Here is an 18,652-nt window from a genome sequence, read left to right as displayed (position 1 = left end):
TATTGCCTCGCCCTTTGTCAGAAAACTTCAGGTACCGGATTTGATCTTGGTCCAAAGCCGCGTCACAACCCGCTGCACCTTGGGGCCATAAGGCGACGTGGTGTAGAGATTCTCAAGTGTTTCAGGTGTCGGATAAATCGCCGGATCACCGATCACGTCTTCTTCCAGAAACTCCTGTGAGGCCAGATTGCCGTTGGCGTAATAGACATAGTTCGATGCCGCCGCCATGTTCTGCGCGTCCATGATAAAGTTCAGGAACTTATGCGCGCCCTCCGGGTTTGGCGCATCCACCGGGATCGCCATGTTGTCGAACCACATCAACGCCCCTTCGCTGGGTGCATTGAATTCAATTTCGACACCATTGTCCGCTTCTGCCGCACGGTCACGCGCCTGCAAGATGTCGCCGGACCAGCCGAACGCCACGCAGATGTCGCCATTCGCCAGCGCATTGATGTATTCAGAGCTGTGGAATTTCTGCACAAACGGGGCCACCGCTGTCAGCGTCGGCTCTACCGTTGCAATGACATCGGGGTCCTGGCTGTCGGGGTCTTCGCCCATATAGGCCAGTGCCGCCGGAATGATCTCTGCCGGGGCATCAAGAAAATGCACACCGCAGGCAGACAGTTTTTCCATGTTTTCTGGTTCAAAAATCAACGCCAATGAGCCAACAGGCGCATCGTCGCCCAGCACTTCCTTGACCTTGTTGATGTTCACGCCAATGCCCGTGGTGCCCCACATATAGTTGATCGCATATTGGTTGTCGGGGTCATATTTCGCCACACGGGTGTTGATCACATCCCACATGTTGCCAGAGTTGGTCAGCTTGGACTGGTCCAGCTTCTGAAATGCGCCCGCCGTGATCTGGCGCTGTAAGAATGTGCCCGATGGCACAACCACGTCATAGCCTGACCCACCGGCCAGCATCTTGGTTTCCAGAACCTCGTTGCTGTCAAACACGTCATAGATCAGATCAATGCCGGTTTCCGTCTCAAACTTTTCGAGCAGAGATTCGTCAATATAGTCAGACCAGTTGTAGACGCGCACCTCTTCGGCAATCGCCGTGGATGCAAGCAAGGCCGTGGCAGCAACGCTGCCCAAAATTCCAAGTTTCATGTAATACTCCCGTTTAACAGACGTCATACCGACGTGATACAGACAGGGTTTTTCCCCGCCTTTGGCTAATTTGATCAAGTTTTGCCTCTCACGGCAAGATAATTTATGCTTTCATGCACGGCACGTTGGTGCAAGGTAACCGGTATCGACCATAAAGCAGGCGTTTGATGATGAACCAGGAACTGATCGCTCCGACGAATCCCTTCACGTCTGAGGATACCGGAAAGGCACCTGTGCATCAGCACGTCTACGAGCGTCTGCGGGCGATGATCCTCTTTGGTGATCTGGCACCCGGACAGGCGGTCACAATTCAAGGGCTGACCTCAGAGCTGGGTGTGGGCATGACACCGGTGCGTGAAGCGCTTCGTCGGCTGATCGCCGAGGGCGCGCTGACCCATCAGGGCAATCGCCGGGTCAGCGTCCCTATTCTGACTGCTGAAAGCGTCGAAGAGCTTGGTTTTATGAGGAAAGCGCTCGAACCCGAGCTGACAAGGCGCGCTGCAAATCGGATAACCACGGCTCAACTTGCCCATCTTCGAAGCTGTGATGACGATCTGAATATGGCGATCGAGCAGGGCGATGTCGGCGGTTATCTTACCCATAATTATCGGTTTCATGCGTTTATCTATGACTGCGCAAATGCGGCGATCATGACCGCGACAGTTGACCAATTATGGCTTCGGTTTGGACCCTCTTTGCGGGTCGTGTGCGGCCGCTTTGGCACCAACAATCTGCCCGACAGACATATGGATCTGCTCAATGCATTGTCTGCCGGCAACACCGAAGCCGCAGCCGAGGCGATGGCACAGGATGTCGAACAAGGCATCCGGCAGGTCCGCGCGGCCCTGCAATCAGATTGACCTGCCTATTGATTCGGTTTGACTTCGCATAATTTGATCATATTCTGCGGTCATTGATTTTCGCCGCTTTCCATGAGGTATGCGCCATGACCGCCATTACAAACCACCTGCCCACTTCTGAACTACAGGCGCTGGATGCTGCCCACCACATGCATCCTTTTACCACAAATAATGAACTGGCAGAAAAGGGTGCGCGCGTTATCACCCGGGCCAAGGGAATTTACCTGACCGACAGCGAGGGCAACGAAATCCTCGATGCCATGGCGGGTCTGTGGTGTGTGAACCTTGGCTATGGCCGCTCCGAAATGGGTAAGGTCGCCGCGCGGCAGATGGACGAGCTCCCCTTCTACAATACATTTTTCATGACCAGCCATATCCCTGCCATCGCGCTGGCCAAGGAATTGGCCGATCTGGCTCCGGGTGATTTGAACCACGTCTTTTTTGCAGGCTCAGGCTCAGAAGCGAACGACACCAACCTGCGCATGGTCCGCGTCTATTGGGCGCAAAAGGGCCAGCCGGAAAAAAGCCACATCATCAGCCGCAAAAACGGCTATCACGGCTCCTCCATGGGGTCGGGCAGCTTGGGCGGCATGACCTATATGCACGAACAGGGCGGCATGCCGATCCCCGGCATTCATCATATCGGTCAGCCCGATTGGTGGGCCGAAGGCGGCACCCAAACACCAGAAGACTTCGGCCTTGCCCGCGCGCAGGAACTTGAAGCCAAAATCCTTGAATTGGGTGCTGAGAACGTTGCGGCTTTTATCGGTGAACCTGTGCAGGGTGCAGGTGGCGTCATTATCCCGCCCAGCACTTATTGGCCTGAGATTCAACGCATCTGCACCAAATACGATGTGCTGTTGATTGCTGATGAAGTTATCTGCGGTTTTGGCCGTACGGGAAACTGGTTCGGCTCGCAGACCATGGGCATCACCCCTGACATTATGACCATCGCAAAGGGTCTCAGCTCTGGCTATGCGCCAATCGGTGGCTCTATTGTCAGCGACAAGATTGCAAAGGTCATTGATGCCTGCGAGTTCAACCACGGCTATACCTATTCCGGGCATCCGGTGTGTGCCGCTGTGGCGCTGGAAAACCTGCGCATCATGAAAGAGGAAAACATCCTTGATCACGTGCGCAATGTGGCTGGTCCCGCGTTGAATGAAGCGCTGCAAAAATTGGGCGATCACCCGCTGGTGGGTGGCGTCAATATCTCCGGCATGATGGCCTCCATCCCCCTGACCCCGCACAAGGAAAGCCGGGCGTCTTTTGCCAGTGATGGCGGCACGGTGGGATACATGTGCCGCGAACATTGCTTTGCCAACAATCTGGTGATGCGCCACGTCGGCGACCGCATGATCATCTCGCCTCCGCTTGTGATCACGCCTGAGGAGATTAAAGAATTCGGCAAACGGGCAAAGCTCGCGCTGGACGCGACCTATGCCACGCTGAAAGAAAAAGACATGCTCAAGGCGGCATCATAAACACCTATCTCTGCGCGGCGGGGTGATTGTCCTGCCGCGCGACCCTCACAGCGCGCGCAACCTGTCCAGCAACCGCAGCGACGGATAACCATCCGGCACAACACCAACATATTGCTGAAACCCGCGCACTGCGTTGATCGTCAGCGGCCCCATTTTTGCGTCAATCTTGATCGTATCAAATCCCGCCGAGGTCAGCCGTTTTTGCAGTTCGATCCTTTCATCGTACGTCAACGCACGATCCTCGCGCGGCCATATATGTTTGATCGGGCCCGCGCCCTTTATCCGATCGCTCAGGTGGCCCACGCCGATAACATAGGCGTCAGCGGTGTTATAATGCTCAATCACCTCAAAGTTAGAAAAGACCAAAAACGCGGCCCCTTCAGCTCCGGCTGGCAAAAGCACCGAAGCCAGACCGTGATCCTTGACCGAATTTCCGTTTACATCAGTGACGCCCAAAGCGGCCCAGTCACTTGGCAGTTTTTGGATTGACCGGTTTGCCGAAAGATAATCGAAACCCTTCGGCACCTGAACCTCAACACCCCATGGTTGATCCTTCTTCCAGCCGAAATGCTTGAGATAGGCAGCCGTTGAGGCCAATGCGTCAACAGGATTTTCTCCCCAGATGTTTCGTTTGCCATTCTTGTCATGATCGACGGCATGTTTGTTGAATGAGGATGGCATAAACTGAGTATGCCCCATGGCCCCTGCCCAACTGCCTGTCATCTGGTCCGGCGTTGTATCTCCGCTTTGCAAAATCTGCAGGGCGTTGATCAACTCATCCTCGAAAAATTCTGAACGGCGGGCGTCATAGGCCAAGGTCGCCAGGGAATTTATGACACTGCTGCTGCCGCGAAAGGTCCCATAGGCGCTCTCCAAACCCCAGATGGCTACAATGACTTCCTTGTCGACGTTAAATTCCGCCTCGATTCCAATCAGGGTCTCATCCCATTTTTCCAACGCTTTGCGCCCGTTTTCGATGCGCAAATCAGACACCGCAGTGTCGAGATAATCCCAGATCGTTTTGGTGAACTCAGATTGGTTGCGGTCGCGTTGGATAACCTGTGCATCATAGGTGACGCCGCGCAGCGCCGCATCGAACGTCGCACCCTCGATGCCTTGCTCAAGCGCGCGGGTGCGAAAATCTTTGATCCAGGCATTTAATCCCGCATCGGTCGCGGTCTGTGGTGACGGGGTTAGAGCCTCAGTCGCAGCAATCTTGATGGCTTCACTGCGCGCCACAGGCCGCATAGATGTTTGCGCATGTGCAGCAAAAGGGCCCGCACAGCTTGCCAAAATCGTGATGCCTGTAACGAATTGCCTTAGCATAGTTGCTCCGTTTCTTATGATTGGTTTGCTATCCAATCCTAGTAGGATTTTGCGTTCTGCCAAAGAGGTCACAATCGCTGCGCGCTGCTTTCCGCCATAGCTTCAATCTCGGCTCTGATACGGGCCAGATGTTCACGCAGCATCGGAACCCGGCGGGGCCTGAAACTTTTGCCCGTTCGCGCCAAGCCATCCATTCTGTCCAGGCGAAAAACGCGGTAATCTGTCCGAAGGTGACACCACGCCATCAGCATATTGGTGTCTTGCATATAAACGATGCCCAGCGGATCGACCTCGCGTTGTGAGGCGGCCCCCTTGGCGTCAGTATACCCAAAGCTGACGGTTTCCTCGTCCCACGTGGCGGCGCGCAGATCTGCCACATTGATGCGGGGCGGTTCCGGTCGTCTGAAACGACGCACATCCAAGATGGCATGTTGCAGCCGGTGCGCCTGCCGCGGCGGGACGCGTGCCGTCAGTTTCGCCAAAGCAGATTGAGCCGCACGCGCCAATGCCGGATCACCTATCACCGCCACATCGCGCAGCCCCAGAACCAGTGCTTCCAGCTCATCATTCTCAAAACCCAAGGGCGGTAACGCGGCGTCTTCGATCAAGGTATACCCAAATCCGGCTTCCCCATCTATCACGGCACCCAGACCCCGCAGGGCGTCAATATCCCGGTACACCGTGCGCAGCGACACATTAAGTTCGTCTGCCAGCTGCATCGCCCGCACCGGTGCAGGCATGCGCCGCAGTGAGGTCATCATTTGAAAAAGGCGGTGCGTGCGATTCATGTTCTCAGCTTAACCTGTGCTGACAGAAATTGACAGCATAGGCTGATATCAAATGCCTAGAATTTCAATTGGAGAACCTCATGATCACCCTCATCACATTTGCCCCTGCATTTGGTCAGATCAGCGCCAGCCCATTCTGCGTCAAAGCGGCATGGATGCTGAATATGTCGGGCCTGCAATGGCAGCGCGAAGACAGCATGGACCCCCGAAAGATGCCCAAACAAAAACTACCTGTTATTCGCGTGGGTCAAACCCTTGTCCAGGATAGCGACAACATCCGGGCTTACCTTGAACAACAGGGGGCCGATTTTGATGCCGGCCTCAATGACATGGAAAAGGCAACCTCTCGCGCCTTCATTCGGATGGCCGAGGAACACCTGTATTTCCATTGCGTCCTGCAACGCTGGGGCGAAGACACCGTTTGGCCGACGATCCGTGACACCTATTTCACCGCTATTCCTTCGGTCCTGCGGGGGTTCGTCACCAACAAATTGCGCAGGGCCTGTTTGCAGGGGATGGACAGGCAGGGGCTTGGCCGGCTGACACCACAGGAGCGGATGCAAAGAATTGAACCTGATCTGCAGGCGATCACAACCCGGCTATGGCACGGCAGGTTCCTTTTCGGGGGCCAGCCAACTGCCGCAGATGCATCCGTTGCCCCGATGCTTGCCGGTATGCGCGCAACGCCCGGCACGACCCTGCTCAAGACCCGGATTGCCGAAGATGAAATCCTGTGTCGCTACATTGACAGGACAGAGGATGCGTTGTCGGTGCCCAGAACTACCGCCGCGTCCGTGTCACTTTGCGCTTGATCTTGTCTTTCTTGCGTTTGGCATTACTGCCCTTGCGTCGGGGGCTGCGCCCGGCCGGGCTTCGACCGCCTTGTGGTATTTTTTGACCTTCAATCTCCAGCAGTTCGAGAGCTATCCCGCCGGTAACGGGCACAGCCTCGGCCAACCGCACGATGACGTGTTGGCCGAGGCTGATTGTCATCCCGGTGTCTGACCCCGTCAACGTCTGCGCTTCGGCGTCATGATGAAAGTACTCGCGCCCGAGCGATCGCATCGGCAGCAATCCATCAGCCCCGGTTTCATCCAGTTTCACAAACGCACCAAAGCGCGCGATCCCGCTGATCCGCCCTGTAAATTCATTTCCAACACGTTCCGACAGAAACGCCGCCAAATAACGATCTGTGGTATCGCGTTCCGCCATCATGGATCGGCGTTCGGTGTCAGAAATATGCGCACCAGTATGCTCAAGCGCTTCAATCTCTTCGGCCTGCAGGCCATCCTTGCCCCAGCCATGCGCGGTGATCAGCGCCCGGTGAACGATCAGGTCAGCATACCGCCGAATTGGTGATGTGAAATGCGCATATGACCGCAGTGCAAGGCCAAAGTGGCCGATGTGAGCGGGCGCATAATAGGCCTGAGTCATCGACCTTAATGTCGAGATGTTGATCAGTTCGGCATCGTCTGTTCCGGCCGCGTCATTCAGCAATCGGTTCAAATGAGAGGTTTGCAAGACCTGACCCTTGGCAAGCGTGAACCCTGCTGCCTGCGCAGTCTCACGCAGGCTATCAAGTTTTTCTGGTGAGGGTTCCTCGTGCACACGGAACAGCAATGGCGTTTTCTTGGCCAGCAGTGTTTCAGCCGCTGCAACATTGGCCAAAACCATAAATTCTTCGATCAGCCGATGCGCGTCCAACCGATCCTTGAAGTTGACAGAACTCACCTTGCCATCGTCACCCAGTTCGATCCGCCGTTCCGGCAGGTTCAGATCAAGTGGTTGCCGCAGTTTGCGGGCCTCTGTCAGGGCGGCATAGGCGGCATAAAGCGGCTTTAGAACGGGCTCTAACAATGGGCCAGTGCGGTCATTTGGGGCACCGTCAATGGCGTCCTGAACCTCTTGGTAATGAAGAGATGCAGGTGATTTCATCAACACGCGGTGGAAAGAATGCGACAGCTTTTGGCCATTGGCGTTCAGCACCATCCGCACGGCGATTGACGGGCGTGGCACACCCTCGTGTAAAGAACACAGATCACCAGACAAACGGTCTGGCAACATCGGCACAACCCGGTCAGGGAAATAGGTGGAGTTGCCACGTTTGCGCGCCTCTCGGTCCAATGCGGACCCGGGCGTGACATAAGCGGCGACATCGGCAATCGCGACCCAGACGACGTGACCCCCGGCATTTTTCGGATCGTGATCAGCATGCGCATAACACGCATCGTCGTGGTCCCGCGCGTCAGACGGATCGATGGTGATCAGTGGCAGATCGCGCAGGTCCTCACGGCCCTTGACACCTATGGGTTTGGCGGCGTCCGCCTCTGCGATGACATCATCGGGAAACTGGTCCGGGATGCCATGCTGGTGAATGGCAATCAATGACACCGCTCTGGGCGCAGACGGATCACCCAACCGCTCAACAATCCGCGCGCGCGGCAATCCCATCCGCCCTTTTGGCCCGGCCTGTTCAGCTTCGACCAGCTCACCATCTTTGGCACCATGGGTTGCGTCGCTGGCGACGGTCCATTCCCGGTCCGCACCCTTGTCGATGGGTTGAATACGCCCCCCTTCGGCCGTTTTTCGAAAAATGCCCATGACCCGAATTGGATTGGTGCCGATCCGGCGGATCAGCCGGCCCTCGTATGCGTGCCCGTCCCCTTTGCCCAGCGTCAGCCGGGCAAGAATACGGTCCCCTTCGCCCAGCGCCGGATCAGAGGCGCGCGGGATCAGCAGCACGACCGGTTCTTTACCGCTGCCCTGCCATTCCATCGGTTTGGCAAAAAGATCACCATCCTTGTCGGTCCCTGTCACCAGCAACACCGATACGGGCGGCAGGCGGTCCGGGTCCTGATAGCTTTTCTTGCGTTTTTCCAGATGGCCCTCGGCCTCCAACTCTTTCATCATACGCTTAAGGTCGATGCGGGCGGCACCTTTGATCCCAAACGCCTTGGCGATGTCGCGCTTGGCGGTCAGAGTGGGGTTTTGTTCGATCCATTCGAGGATCTCGGATTTTGACGGTAATGTTTTCATGCGCCTCAGGTAGCACGCGCATGGTGTCACGTCATGGTCAAATCGGTCACGTCGTCCACGTCACGCAGTGTCGCAATTTCAGCAATGCGGTACCCCGGCATCGTCGCCTTGGTATCGGCAAGCGCATGTTCGCTGGACCAGCGGACATCTTTGAACAACTTCGGCGGTTGTCGCCGTGGATGTTTCAGGCCGATCAACCAATATCCACCATCAGGCGCGGGGCCAAACACCGCATCATGTGCGCCCAACGTCCGAAAAGCCTCTGCAATATGATGCCGCCTTATGCCGGGAACATCAGCCCCAATGACGCAAGCCGGGCCGCGCACGACCTGCCCCAATATCCGCGCCATACGATCCCCCAGATTTCCGCACCCTTGCGGCCACCGGATCAGATGCTTGGGCCAAACGCGGCTTTGCAGCCCTTGGGTATCGGGGGCCACTGCCAAGACCACATGCCAACGCGGGTCCTGCATGCGGCGGATCAATTGGCGCGTCTGGTGGCGAAACCACCACGCCGCCGCCGTCATCCCGATATCGCGTCCCAACCGGGTTTTAACCCTGCCGGGGTGCGGTTCTTTGACCATGATGATCAGGGTGGGCTTCACAACATTTGCACCGTGCCCAGGTTTGATGCTTTGACGGCCATCCGCCGCGACGCTCTGCGCACCAGAGTATCATCGGTCTGCACAATGCCCACACTCACGCAAAGTAGTCTTTCAGGATGCGGCCATAAATTGCCTTGAGTTGATGAATGTGTTCTACCCGCACGTGTTCGTCGACCTGATGCATGGATTGCCCTACAAGACCAAATTCCACCACCGGGCAATGCGCCTTGACAAAACGTGCGTCAGAGGTGCCACCACTGGTAGACAATGTGGGCGTCACACCTGTTTCAGCGGCAACCGCGTTTGACACCATGTCTGACAACGGTCCGGGAGGCGTGATAAAACTTTCCCCGGAAATCTTAACCTCTACCTCAATCTGAACCCCAAACTTTTCGCGAATTTCTTTGGCCTGTTGTTCCAGCCATGTGGTCAGGCTGGCCCCCGAATGCAGGTCATTGAAGCGAATGTTGATCGCTGCTGTGCAAGCCGCCGGAATGACATTGGTGACGGGATTGCCGGTGTCGACCGTGACGACAGCCAAAGTGGACGCATCGAAATGGTCCGTTCCCTGATCCAGCTCATGGGATGCCAAATTGTCCATCAACCGGACCATTGCAGTCAGCGGATTGTTCGCCCTGTGTGGATAGGCCGCGTGGCCCTGTTTTCCTACGACGCGAAAAAGTGCATTCATCGATCCACGGCGGCCAATTTTCATCATATCGCCCATTGTTTCAGGACAAGTTGGTTCCCCCACAAGGCAGACATCCATGCGTTCGCCATGATCTGTCATATAATCTAACAGTGCGGTGGTGCCATCGTCAGCATCGCCTTCCTCGTCCCCGGTGATTGCCAAAATGATCGACCCATCAGGCGGGGTTTCGCGTACAAAATCAATCGCCGCTGCCGCAAACGCCGCAACGCCTGATTTCATGTCCGTGGTGCCGCGGCCGTACATAACGCCGTCTTTTACTTCAGCTCCAAACGGCGGCATCGTCCAATCCGCTTCGTTTCCGATCGGAACAACATCGGTATGCCCGTTGAAGCCAAAGGACCGGGTGTTGCCTTTGTTGCCCCACCGGGCAAACAAGTTCCTGATGCCACCACGATCCGCCCAGACGCAGTCAAAACCCGCACCGCTGAGCAGATCATACAGGATTTCCAGCGCCCCTTCATTTGCAGGCGTTACAGAGGCGCAGCGCACCAGTTTTGCGGTCAATTCAGCAGGGTCAACGCCAGACATTTCGGCTCCTTTGTTTGGGGAAACGTGTGTTCGACCCTTTGTGTGGCGAAAAAAGTGAAGTGCCAAGGGGTGGATGCAGGAAAAGCTTAACAGTTTCCCGTTTCTCGTGTTATGAATTCATTAATAATATGACCCGAGGCAGGGCATCAGCAGTGTAGATCGCGTTTAGCACCTGAAAACAGGGCAGATGGATCATCAAATCAACGAATGACATGGGGCAAATCCATGTCGTGCTGACTGTGGCCACCTCGACCAAAGGTTGGGGCAGAGAAATGGTTGCAGCGTCGGAACTTCCGATTGACACAGTCCGCGAGGGCACGACGGCCATGGATATGGCGAATGCCATCTTTGGCAGTGGCGTAACTGTCACCGGGGCAACATTTTTCGGCGATATCGACAGCGCCGGCATCTACTCGGGCGGGCTTTCGACATCACCGGGCGTCGTACCGGGAGACACCGGCGTCATATTGTCGACCGGCAACGCAGAAGATTTCACCAATTCCAATGGACAGGCCAACCAAAGGGCCAACACCTCTACGAACACATCCGGCACAAACAACAACCCCCAGTACAACGCAGCAGCAGGCGCGCGTACCTATGACGCGGCAACGCTGGATATTGATTTCATTCCCGACAGCTCGGTTATGACGATGCAGTTTGTGTTTTCTTCCGAGGAATACCCCGAGTTTCAGAATTCAATTTATCAGGATTTTGTGGGCGTCTGGATCAATGGCACCCTTGTTCCGATGGATGTGGGCAATGGTGATGTTGACCCCGGCAACGTGAACACCTCGAACAACATCAACATGTATGTGTCCAACCAAAACTCTCAGGCAAACACCGAAATGGACGGGTTCACCATCACGCTGACCCTGACCATGTTGGTCAATCCCGGAGTTGTAAACTCCATGCGGATCGCCATCGCGGATGTGTCTGACAGTAGCTACGATTCAAATCTTCTGATCGCTGGAGACTCTGTCCAAACTGATCTGATTGCCATTTCTGACGCCGTTAACGTGTTTCCCACCGGACAGAAAACTATCGATGTCTTGGGGAATGATATCAACAACGGTGTCGGTGCGCTGACGATCACCCAGATCAACGGACAAGGTGTTTCGGTTGGGACCCTTATCACCCTGCCGACGGGTCAGACGGTGCAACTGAACGCGGACGGCACACTTACTGTTACCGGTGACGGTGATGTCGAAAACTTTAATTTCACCTACACGATCGACAACGGGACGAACACGGACGTTGGCTTTGTCAACGCGACAAGTGTCCCCTGTTTTGTTGCCGGCACGCTCATTGCGACCCCTGATGGCGAATGCGCAGCAGAGTTGTTGCAACCTGGTGATCTGGTGATGACAAAAGACGATGGGCCCCAGCCGCTACGTTGGATTGGCACACGTCACGTTGAAGCAAGTGGTGATTTCGCCCCAATTCACATCCGAGCGAACACCTTTGGTGAACATCGTGATCTTTTGGTGTCGCCCCTCCATCGTATCTTGATCCGCGACAATCTGGCGGAATTGCTGTTCGGCGAAGCCGAGGTGCTGATCGCCGCACGTGATCTGGTGAATGACCGGTCCGTCCTGCGTCGTGAAGGAGGCGAGGTGTGCTATGTCCATCTGATGTTTGACCGGCATCAGGTCGTGTTTTCCGAAGGATTGGAAACAGAGAGCTTTCTGCCCGGCCCGCAGACAACCAAAAGTTTTGAGGCTGACATCGTGGATGAAATTTGTGCGATATTCCCCGGAATGGATCCCGACACCGGGAAAGGGTATTCGCCCGCTGCACGTCGGACACTCAAAAGGTACGAAGCCCACCTTTTGCGCGTGACACAGGCGGCCTGATCATGACATGGCTTGCCCTCACTGATCACGATGACCGTCGCTTTTCCCTTCGCGGGTTGGGGTCAGATAAGAAAGACACCCCCCTGCTGGCGGATGACCCGCGTGCGATGCTGACACGTGGCACGATCATGTTTGAAACACGATTGTCTGCGGACGGTCGCCCGCAGGTTTTGTTTGGCTATAAAACAACCCATCCTTGGCTGCGCAGCCTCACGTTTCAGGCGATCCCCGGTGGCGGGGTCGCGATGGTTCAGGTCCAGGGCAAGGCGATCACCCATGCCGCAATCCAACATGAGGATGCGGGCCGCACCGATGTTGTACGCATTACTTATTCTTGGGACAGCACCGCAAAATGGGGGCGCATGACGCTGGAACAACCCGAAGACATGCAAGTTGTCAGCGTTGCCGTTGAAAACCCGCGGCCCCTGTCTTTGGATGACATACGCGACCTGATGCTGGGCCGTGGCGATCAGACATTTGCCCCAGACATGATATTCGCAGCGCTCTCAAATCAGATTGAGCCAATTGGTCCGATGCCAACGCTGCTGCCCGACACGCCATTGGCGACTCCTCTGGGGTACAAAAACGCCGGGCAGTTGCAGCGTGGCGATACCGTTTTGACCAAAAGTGCCGGCATCGTCCCTGTGTTGCAGCGGGTCAGCAGGATGGTCCCTGCGCGCGGCAGCTATCAGCCCATCCGCCTGCGCGCGCCCTACTTTGGCCTGCAACAGGACATCATCGTATCCCCGGATCAGCGCCTTGTGATTGATGGCCCAGAAGTCGAATACCTGTTCAGCCAGGAAGCCGTATTGGTGCCTGCACGTCATTTGGTGAACGGATTTGCCGCGCTTAACGAACCTTGCGGTCCGACCATCTGCTATTCTCAGCTCCTGTTGCCGGGTCATGAGACAATGCTGGCGGCGGGCACAGCCTTGGAAAGCCTCTATATTGGTCGCATCCGACGCAACGCGTCTCATCTGCAAAGCAGCATCCTGCACACATTTGATCGCAGCAGTTTGCCTGAACACGGTCGGCCCGGGCATCACGTCTTGCGGTGGTATGATGCGATCCACCTTGCCCGCCAGCGGGCCGCCTAGGGCAACAGGCTGTTGCGCACTGCGTGTCAATTGCCTCTTTCAAATTTCCAGTTCTCTGCGCACATTCATGAAATTGCCAAGAGCCTGAAAAATGAAAGTGCCGCCCTTTGCCTGCTGATTTGGAAATAGGAGAACGTCTTGCCGCGCGCCTCAAAGAAGAGCGCAAGAAGAAGGGACTGAGCCTTGAAGCACTGGCACAGCTTTCCGGCGTTTCACGGTCAATGCTATCACAGATTGAGCGCAGCGAATCCAGCCCAACAGTGGCAAGCCTTTGGAACCTCACCCGCGCCTTGAATGTTGATTTCGCCGGGCTCTTGGACGAAAGCGCCGATGCACCACGGTCCATCAAAGAAGTGGTGCGCGCCAACGAGATACCGCAGATCAATAGCAAGGCAGGTGGTTGCATTATCCGAATCCTAAGCGCCCCCGAAGATGTCGGACAGACCGAAGTTTACGACATTGAATTCAAAGATAATGCTCTGCTGGACAGCGCGCCGCACAAAGCAAATTGCGAGGAACATTTGACCGTGCTTGCAGGCACCGTACTGGTCCGCTCAGATGAGGAAACTGCGTTGGCAGAAGTGGGTGATACCCTGCGCTATCGTGCTGATCGGGATCATTCGATTCAGGCCAAGGGCAATGCACGGGTGATATTGATCGTGAAAAACGCCTGAGGGCTGGCCATCAAAAGGATTAGAAAATGAAAATCGGATTTATCGGACTTGGGAACGTTGGCGGCAAACTTGCCGGGTCTATCCTGCGCAATGGGTACGACCTGACCGTGCGGGATCTGAACCAGGACTTTGTGGATGGTTTTGTTGCCCGTGGTGCGGACAGCGCGGACAGCCCCAAAGAACTTGCTGAGATGTGCGATGTTATCATCACCTGCCTGCCGTCGCCCGCCGCCTGTAGCGACGTGATGGAAGCCGCCGATGGCGTGATCGCCGGGCTGAGCGAAGGCAAGATCTGGGCCGAGATGTCGACCACAGATGAGACCGAGGTTAAACGCATCGCGGAACTGGTGCGCGCCACCGGGGCCGCCCCCATCGAATGCCCGGTTTCGGGCGGCTGCCACCGTGCGGCGACGGGCAACATCTCGATCTTTGCGGGCTGTGACCGGGATACTTTTGAGCGCATGTTGCCGATGCTGACCACTTTGGGCCGGCGCGTGTTGCACACAGGTCCTATTGGGTCTGCGTCGGTGCTCAAGGTAATGACAAACTATCTGGCCACCGCCAACCTGCTGACCCTTTGCGAGGCGATGGTGACAATGAAAGCCGCGGGCATGGACATGGCCACCACCTATGAGGCGATCACGATCTCGTCTGGCACATCCTTTGTCGCTGAAACCGAAGGTCAGGTCATTCTGAACGGCAGCCGCGATATTTCGTTCACCATGGATCTGGTGCTCAAGGATATCGGCCTGTTTCACAAGATCGCGGAACAGCATGACATCCCGCTCGAAATCAGCCCGCTGATGATCGAGATATTCAAGGATGGGCAAAAACGCTATGGCAGCCGTGCACAATCTGACGACATCATTCGCAGGTTGGAAGATGCCACGGGCCTGTCGATTCTGGCAGATGGCTTCCCGGCCGAGATGACCGACGATGAACCCGAAGAGCCGGGGTATGAAGTGGTGCCGCGTGGATCGAACGTCAGATAACTCTGACCTTCAAGTCACAAACAGGCTCAAAATGAAGAAACGGGACCTTCAGGTAGGATGCGGCAAAAGTCGGTTGTGAGCCCAATTCGACCGATGCTGCGCGATGCACTAACGGCCACAAGTTGCGCAAACCTGCCATACGACCGAAGCCGACGAAAATGGATTGGTAAATTTCTGCGGTTGCGAAAATTCCCCCAAACCAGCCAATGGCCTTGTTGTTGTTCGAGCAGGGTGTTGGATGACCGGGTCGCGGACGGAGTAGACGTTGCCCTTTTCGGGCTTTGCTACCCAATGCTGGTCGCAATCTAGGTGTCTGGATTAGGTACCCTGCTCTGGCAACGCGTGGGTCTTCATCGCGTTCTTGTAAGCGGGACGCTGTGCGGCGGAGAGATACATTGCCTCGATCTTTGGGTGGGCGGCAAACAGAGCTGCCCGATCTGTTGGCCATTCAGTTAGCATGGCGAAGTAATAGTCTAACGCCGTGAAGCCGCGCTTCATAAAGGAGGCTTCGCCCGAAATGGCTGCTTCCATGACGTCAAAGAACACGCTCAGATCAGCTGAAGCTTTCTTCTCTACCTCTGCAATTGCGATTTCAGAGTTGGCATATCTTTCTGGATGATTCCATCGCGCGACTGTCGGGTACCCTGCTGTCGCCATGACATTAAGCCAAAACAGGAACTCCGCCCTGTCTGGTTCCCCTGGCTGAGGCGTAATGCCAGATTGAGGGAAGGCTTCGCCTAGCAAAGTTACGATGGCACCAGTTTCCCCGACAGTGGAACCGTCAGGTAGCGAGAGTGCAGGCACGCGCCCAGTCGGGTTCAAGCCAAGATAATCGGGTTCCTTGTGCTCACCACGACCCATATCGACATAGCAAAGATCAAACTTGGCTCTAATGTCTTGCAGCATTGCATGCACGACAATTGAGCCCGCCATATATTCCCAGTGCAAAGTGTACATTTCCGCTCCTTAAGTTAGATTTTCTTTAGCCCACTCACTATCCCATGGTATAAAGTCACGATTTCAAATTATTTGGGTTCATGCACGGCGGATTTTGTTTGGGTCAGTGATAGAAAATCTTTAGTAATGAAATATGCGGATATCCCATCTCAACGCATTGCGAGCACTTGAGGCCACGCTGCGCCATGGCAGTTTTTCAGCGGCGGCTGGTGAACTTGGCATTACTCCCGCTGCTGTGGGGCAGCGTGTCCGATCGCTTGAGGACTATCTTGGCAAGGAGCTGTTTGAGCGCGCCAGCACCGGTATCCGGGCACTGGAAGAGGTGCGCCAGATCGAACCTATGTTGACCAACAGTTTTTCAGGTTTGGCGGCGACCTTGGACCAGCTTCGCGCTGGGCTTTCCGGCTCACGCTTGTCCGTTACTTTGCCTGCATCTTTTGTCGAGAACTGGCTAAGCCCGGTGATTTCGGAGTTCTATCAGCGCCATGCAGAGGTTGATCTGCGCCTGGACGCATCTAACCGAGACGTCGATCTGTTGACCGAGCCCTTCGACTTTGCCGTGCGCTACGGCTCACACCCGACAGATCAACTTCAGGGGGAGGTGCTGTTCGGAGATCACGTGCTACCAGTTTGTTCACCCGAGTTTGCACGACTATACGGGATTGAACCAGGCCTTCGGTCGTTCAAGGGCATCCCGCTAATACATATTTTGAACCGGACAAATGACCCAAGCTGGGTCGGGTTCGAGGGCTGGGGAACAGTTTTCGGCTTCGAACAAGAGAATATACTCGATGGAGTCCGGTTCTCGAAAGTCAGTTCCGGCCTTCAATCGGCAATCGCTGGGCAAGGATTGGTTTTGTGCGGGCTGGTTGAGGCGTTCAACGCCGTTCGCTCGGGTCAGCTCTTAATCCCCTTCGGACCGTCAATGCGATGCGAAACAGACTACAAGTACCGACTGCTATGGGTTCGAGGGCGGCCGATGACGAGGTTGCAAGCAGACTTCAAGGCATGGCTCTTGGAAAAGGTCGCGGTGTTCAACAAGGAAATGAATGCTCTGTTGATGGACGTACACAGCTGACCGCACCAATCGTGTCTGAATTGGGGCTCGGAGTGGTCAACGGTTGATTGGCTCCTGCCTGCACTAATCGCGAAGGGTGGCAACGGCGGGTCCGAGCCCGAAGTTAGCTTTCCGGCTCCTTAGTGATTACGGTCGTGACAGTTCGTGTAGAGCGGCTTTGCGTAATGGCTATCGCCCCCAATACCAAAGCGCAGGCTATCGCCTGTGCAGCCGTAATCACTTCACCAAACGCAAGCACGCCAACGGCAAACATCGTCGGCAATTCAATGCTTCCAATAACAGCCGTGCGCGTCGCACCGATGATAGGTGAACAGACAGTGTAAATCAGTTGCGGAATAAGCGCGGTTACAAGGCCGATCCCAACAATCAGAAACCAGTCACTCCCGCCCTTTGGCAGGATTTCGGCAACCTCAGACGTGAGAATGAGAGGGGCAAGGCCAATGATCGACCCAAGTGAGACCGACGCTATTCTGGCCAAAGGGGCAATACGAGACAGGCGATGAACGAGAACACATATACCAAAACCAAAACCAAAAGGTGCCGCCAAGGACACGAGTAGCGTTGGAACCTGTTCTGGAGGCACAGATGCCGGAGATCCTGCAATGATCGCCGCAACAACAATCAACCCAGCTGCAACGATGCTGCGCCGTGTCGGTCGGTCGCCAAAAAGTGTCCATGCGATCACAATCGTGAACACTGGATACGTCATATATAGAACGCCAACGGTCGATGCAGGAACTGTCTCAAGAGCCGTGACATAGCCAACCCAGCCAAGCCCCATCACACCTCCGGCCATCATCCCCCAGACGATCTCCCGCCAATTTGAGCGATACTTCAGGATTGCAGGCAACAGGATAATCGCTGCCAATATGTAACGATAAAATGCGACTGCATAGGGAGCGAGACCCTGATCGGTCAACCCGCGGCTAAAATACGGGACAAAGCCAAAGCAGATGGATGCAAAAAGAACACCAGCGACCGCAAGGGCATAGGGGGTAGCTGCTCCTTTGGCTGAGTTTGGTTTATCCATTTTTGACAGCTAACACACGCTGATGTGGTTGGCATCACCAATACAAATGAACGGCGGCTTGGTCCCGCGACTCGGTCATCTAAGTTTCGATTTTCGCTGCGCCGCACATGAGTGGCGGCTTTTCATACGGCATCGCGGCAAACTGGGCCCAGCCAATGACGGCTGATCTTGAACTTGCCGATGCCGTCAATATCGCGATGCGCCAACACCGGCCATTGGTGCCAAAGGAGCGAATGTCTCAAAAGTCCGCTCATTGCCAGTTGGCCCGGCATGCAGCGAATTTCTGCTTTTCCAGAAGCGGACGTTCGCGAATAGCGCGGCGATCGACGGCACTGAGCCCTTTGTTCCAAATGCTGCGCAGTGCACGAAGGTCAGCTATGCTGGCGATGGCAATTGCGGGCAAATAAGATACAAGGCCTTCTTTGCAGAACAACCAGCTTCAGTTGTTTTTTTTGGTGAATAATCATCACTTACAACAGATAAACGCAGGAACTTGGTATGCGATTCTTAATGAAAGTT

At 55.4% G+C, this 18,652-nt stretch carries 16 protein-coding genes; 8 read left to right on the top strand and 8 right to left on the bottom strand.

What is annotated here, in order from left to right; genetic code table 11:
* Positions 1-27: 27 nt before the first annotated feature.
* Entirely contained in the window at positions 28-1,113 is a 1,086-nt protein-coding gene (locus C1J02_RS01755) for a polyamine ABC transporter substrate-binding protein (protein ID WP_114876868.1), read from the bottom strand.
* A 170-nt stretch (positions 1,114-1,283) separates the two neighbouring features.
* Here C1J02_RS01755 and C1J02_RS01750 point away from each other — a divergent pair, with 170 nt between their 5' ends.
* Both C1J02_RS01750 and C1J02_RS01745 read left to right on the top strand, forming a co-directional pair.
* On the top strand, positions 1,284-1,973 hold the full coding sequence (locus C1J02_RS01750; protein WP_114876867.1) for a GntR family transcriptional regulator: 690 nt from the start codon (positions 1,284-1,286) through the stop codon (positions 1,971-1,973).
* A gap of 86 nt (positions 1,974-2,059) precedes the next feature.
* Positions 2,060-3,457: an aspartate aminotransferase family protein gene (locus tag C1J02_RS01745; RefSeq protein WP_114876866.1), complete on the top strand. Its 1,398-nt coding sequence runs from the start codon at positions 2,060-2,062 to the stop codon at positions 3,455-3,457.
* Between the two features lie 45 nt (positions 3,458-3,502).
* Here C1J02_RS01745 and C1J02_RS01740 read toward each other — a convergent pair whose 3' ends face one another.
* The gene (locus C1J02_RS01740; protein WP_114876865.1) at positions 3,503-4,783 is read right to left on the bottom strand and encodes a lytic murein transglycosylase; all 1,281 of its coding nucleotides are present in this window, start codon (positions 4,781-4,783) and stop codon (positions 3,503-3,505) included.
* Between the two features lie 68 nt (positions 4,784-4,851).
* Positions 4,852-5,571 carry a YafY family protein gene (locus tag C1J02_RS01735; RefSeq protein WP_114876864.1) on the bottom strand — a complete coding sequence of 240 codons (720 nt, stop codon included), beginning with the start codon at positions 5,569-5,571 and terminating at the stop codon, positions 4,852-4,854.
* Between the two features lie 80 nt (positions 5,572-5,651).
* Here C1J02_RS01735 and C1J02_RS01730 point away from each other — a divergent pair, with 80 nt between their 5' ends.
* Positions 5,652-6,383 carry a glutathione S-transferase family protein gene (locus C1J02_RS01730; protein ID WP_114876863.1) on the top strand — a complete coding sequence of 244 codons (732 nt, stop codon included), beginning with the start codon at positions 5,652-5,654 and terminating at the stop codon, positions 6,381-6,383.
* Here the strand turns inward: C1J02_RS01730 and rnr are convergent.
* From rnr to dapE, 3 genes are all read right to left on the bottom strand, one after another.
* Positions 6,352-8,607, bottom strand: coding sequence for a ribonuclease R (rnr, locus tag C1J02_RS01725; RefSeq protein WP_114876862.1), 2,256 nt, complete (start codon positions 8,605-8,607; stop codon positions 6,352-6,354). The two genes, C1J02_RS01730 and rnr, sit on opposite strands and share 32 nt — an antisense overlap.
* A gap of 26 nt (positions 8,608-8,633) precedes the next feature.
* Positions 8,634-9,212, bottom strand: coding sequence for a TIGR04282 family arsenosugar biosynthesis glycosyltransferase (locus C1J02_RS01720; protein WP_114876861.1), 579 nt, complete (start codon positions 9,210-9,212; stop codon positions 8,634-8,636).
* Between the two features lie 94 nt (positions 9,213-9,306).
* Entirely contained in the window at positions 9,307-10,452 is a 1,146-nt protein-coding gene (dapE, locus tag C1J02_RS01715) for a succinyl-diaminopimelate desuccinylase (RefSeq protein WP_114876860.1), read from the bottom strand.
* 272 nt (positions 10,453-10,724) lie between these two features.
* Between dapE and C1J02_RS01710 the strand changes: the two genes are divergently transcribed.
* From C1J02_RS01710 to C1J02_RS01695, 4 genes are all read left to right on the top strand, one after another.
* Positions 10,725-12,305, top strand: a complete 1,581-nt coding sequence (locus tag C1J02_RS01710) for a Hint domain-containing protein (protein WP_114880312.1) — start codon at positions 10,725-10,727, stop codon at positions 12,303-12,305.
* Between the two features lie 2 nt (positions 12,306-12,307).
* Positions 12,308-13,402, top strand: a complete 1,095-nt coding sequence (locus tag C1J02_RS01705; RefSeq protein WP_114876859.1) for a Hint domain-containing protein — start codon at positions 12,308-12,310, stop codon at positions 13,400-13,402.
* 107 nt (positions 13,403-13,509) lie between these two features.
* A complete protein-coding gene (locus C1J02_RS01700) occupies positions 13,510-14,076 on the top strand; it encodes a helix-turn-helix domain-containing protein (RefSeq protein ID WP_114876858.1) in 567 nt (188 codons plus the stop codon).
* A 26-nt stretch (positions 14,077-14,102) separates the two neighbouring features.
* Positions 14,103-15,068, top strand: a complete 966-nt coding sequence (locus tag C1J02_RS01695; RefSeq protein ID WP_114876857.1) for an NAD(P)-dependent oxidoreductase — start codon at positions 14,103-14,105, stop codon at positions 15,066-15,068.
* A gap of 318 nt (positions 15,069-15,386) precedes the next feature.
* Here the strand turns inward: C1J02_RS01695 and C1J02_RS01690 are convergent, their stop codons facing one another.
* The gene (locus tag C1J02_RS01690) at positions 15,387-16,025 is read right to left on the bottom strand and encodes a glutathione S-transferase family protein (protein WP_114876856.1); all 639 of its coding nucleotides are present in this window, start codon (positions 16,023-16,025) and stop codon (positions 15,387-15,389) included.
* A gap of 133 nt (positions 16,026-16,158) precedes the next feature.
* On the opposite strand from C1J02_RS01690, the gene C1J02_RS01685 reads away from it, so the two are divergent.
* Positions 16,159-17,103, top strand: a complete 945-nt coding sequence (locus C1J02_RS01685; protein WP_114876855.1) for a LysR substrate-binding domain-containing protein — start codon at positions 16,159-16,161, stop codon at positions 17,101-17,103.
* 103 nt (positions 17,104-17,206) lie between these two features.
* Here C1J02_RS01685 and C1J02_RS01680 read toward each other — a convergent pair whose 3' ends face one another.
* Positions 17,207-18,133: a DMT family transporter gene (locus C1J02_RS01680; RefSeq protein ID WP_114876854.1), complete on the bottom strand. Its 927-nt coding sequence runs from the start codon at positions 18,131-18,133 to the stop codon at positions 17,207-17,209.
* Between the last annotated feature and the right edge of the window lie 519 nt (positions 18,134-18,652).

The organism is Sulfitobacter sp. SK011 (assembly GCF_003352065.1).
GTDB lineage: Bacteria > Pseudomonadota > Alphaproteobacteria > Rhodobacterales > Rhodobacteraceae > Sulfitobacter.
This window is presented reverse-complemented; position numbering and strand designations above follow the sequence as displayed.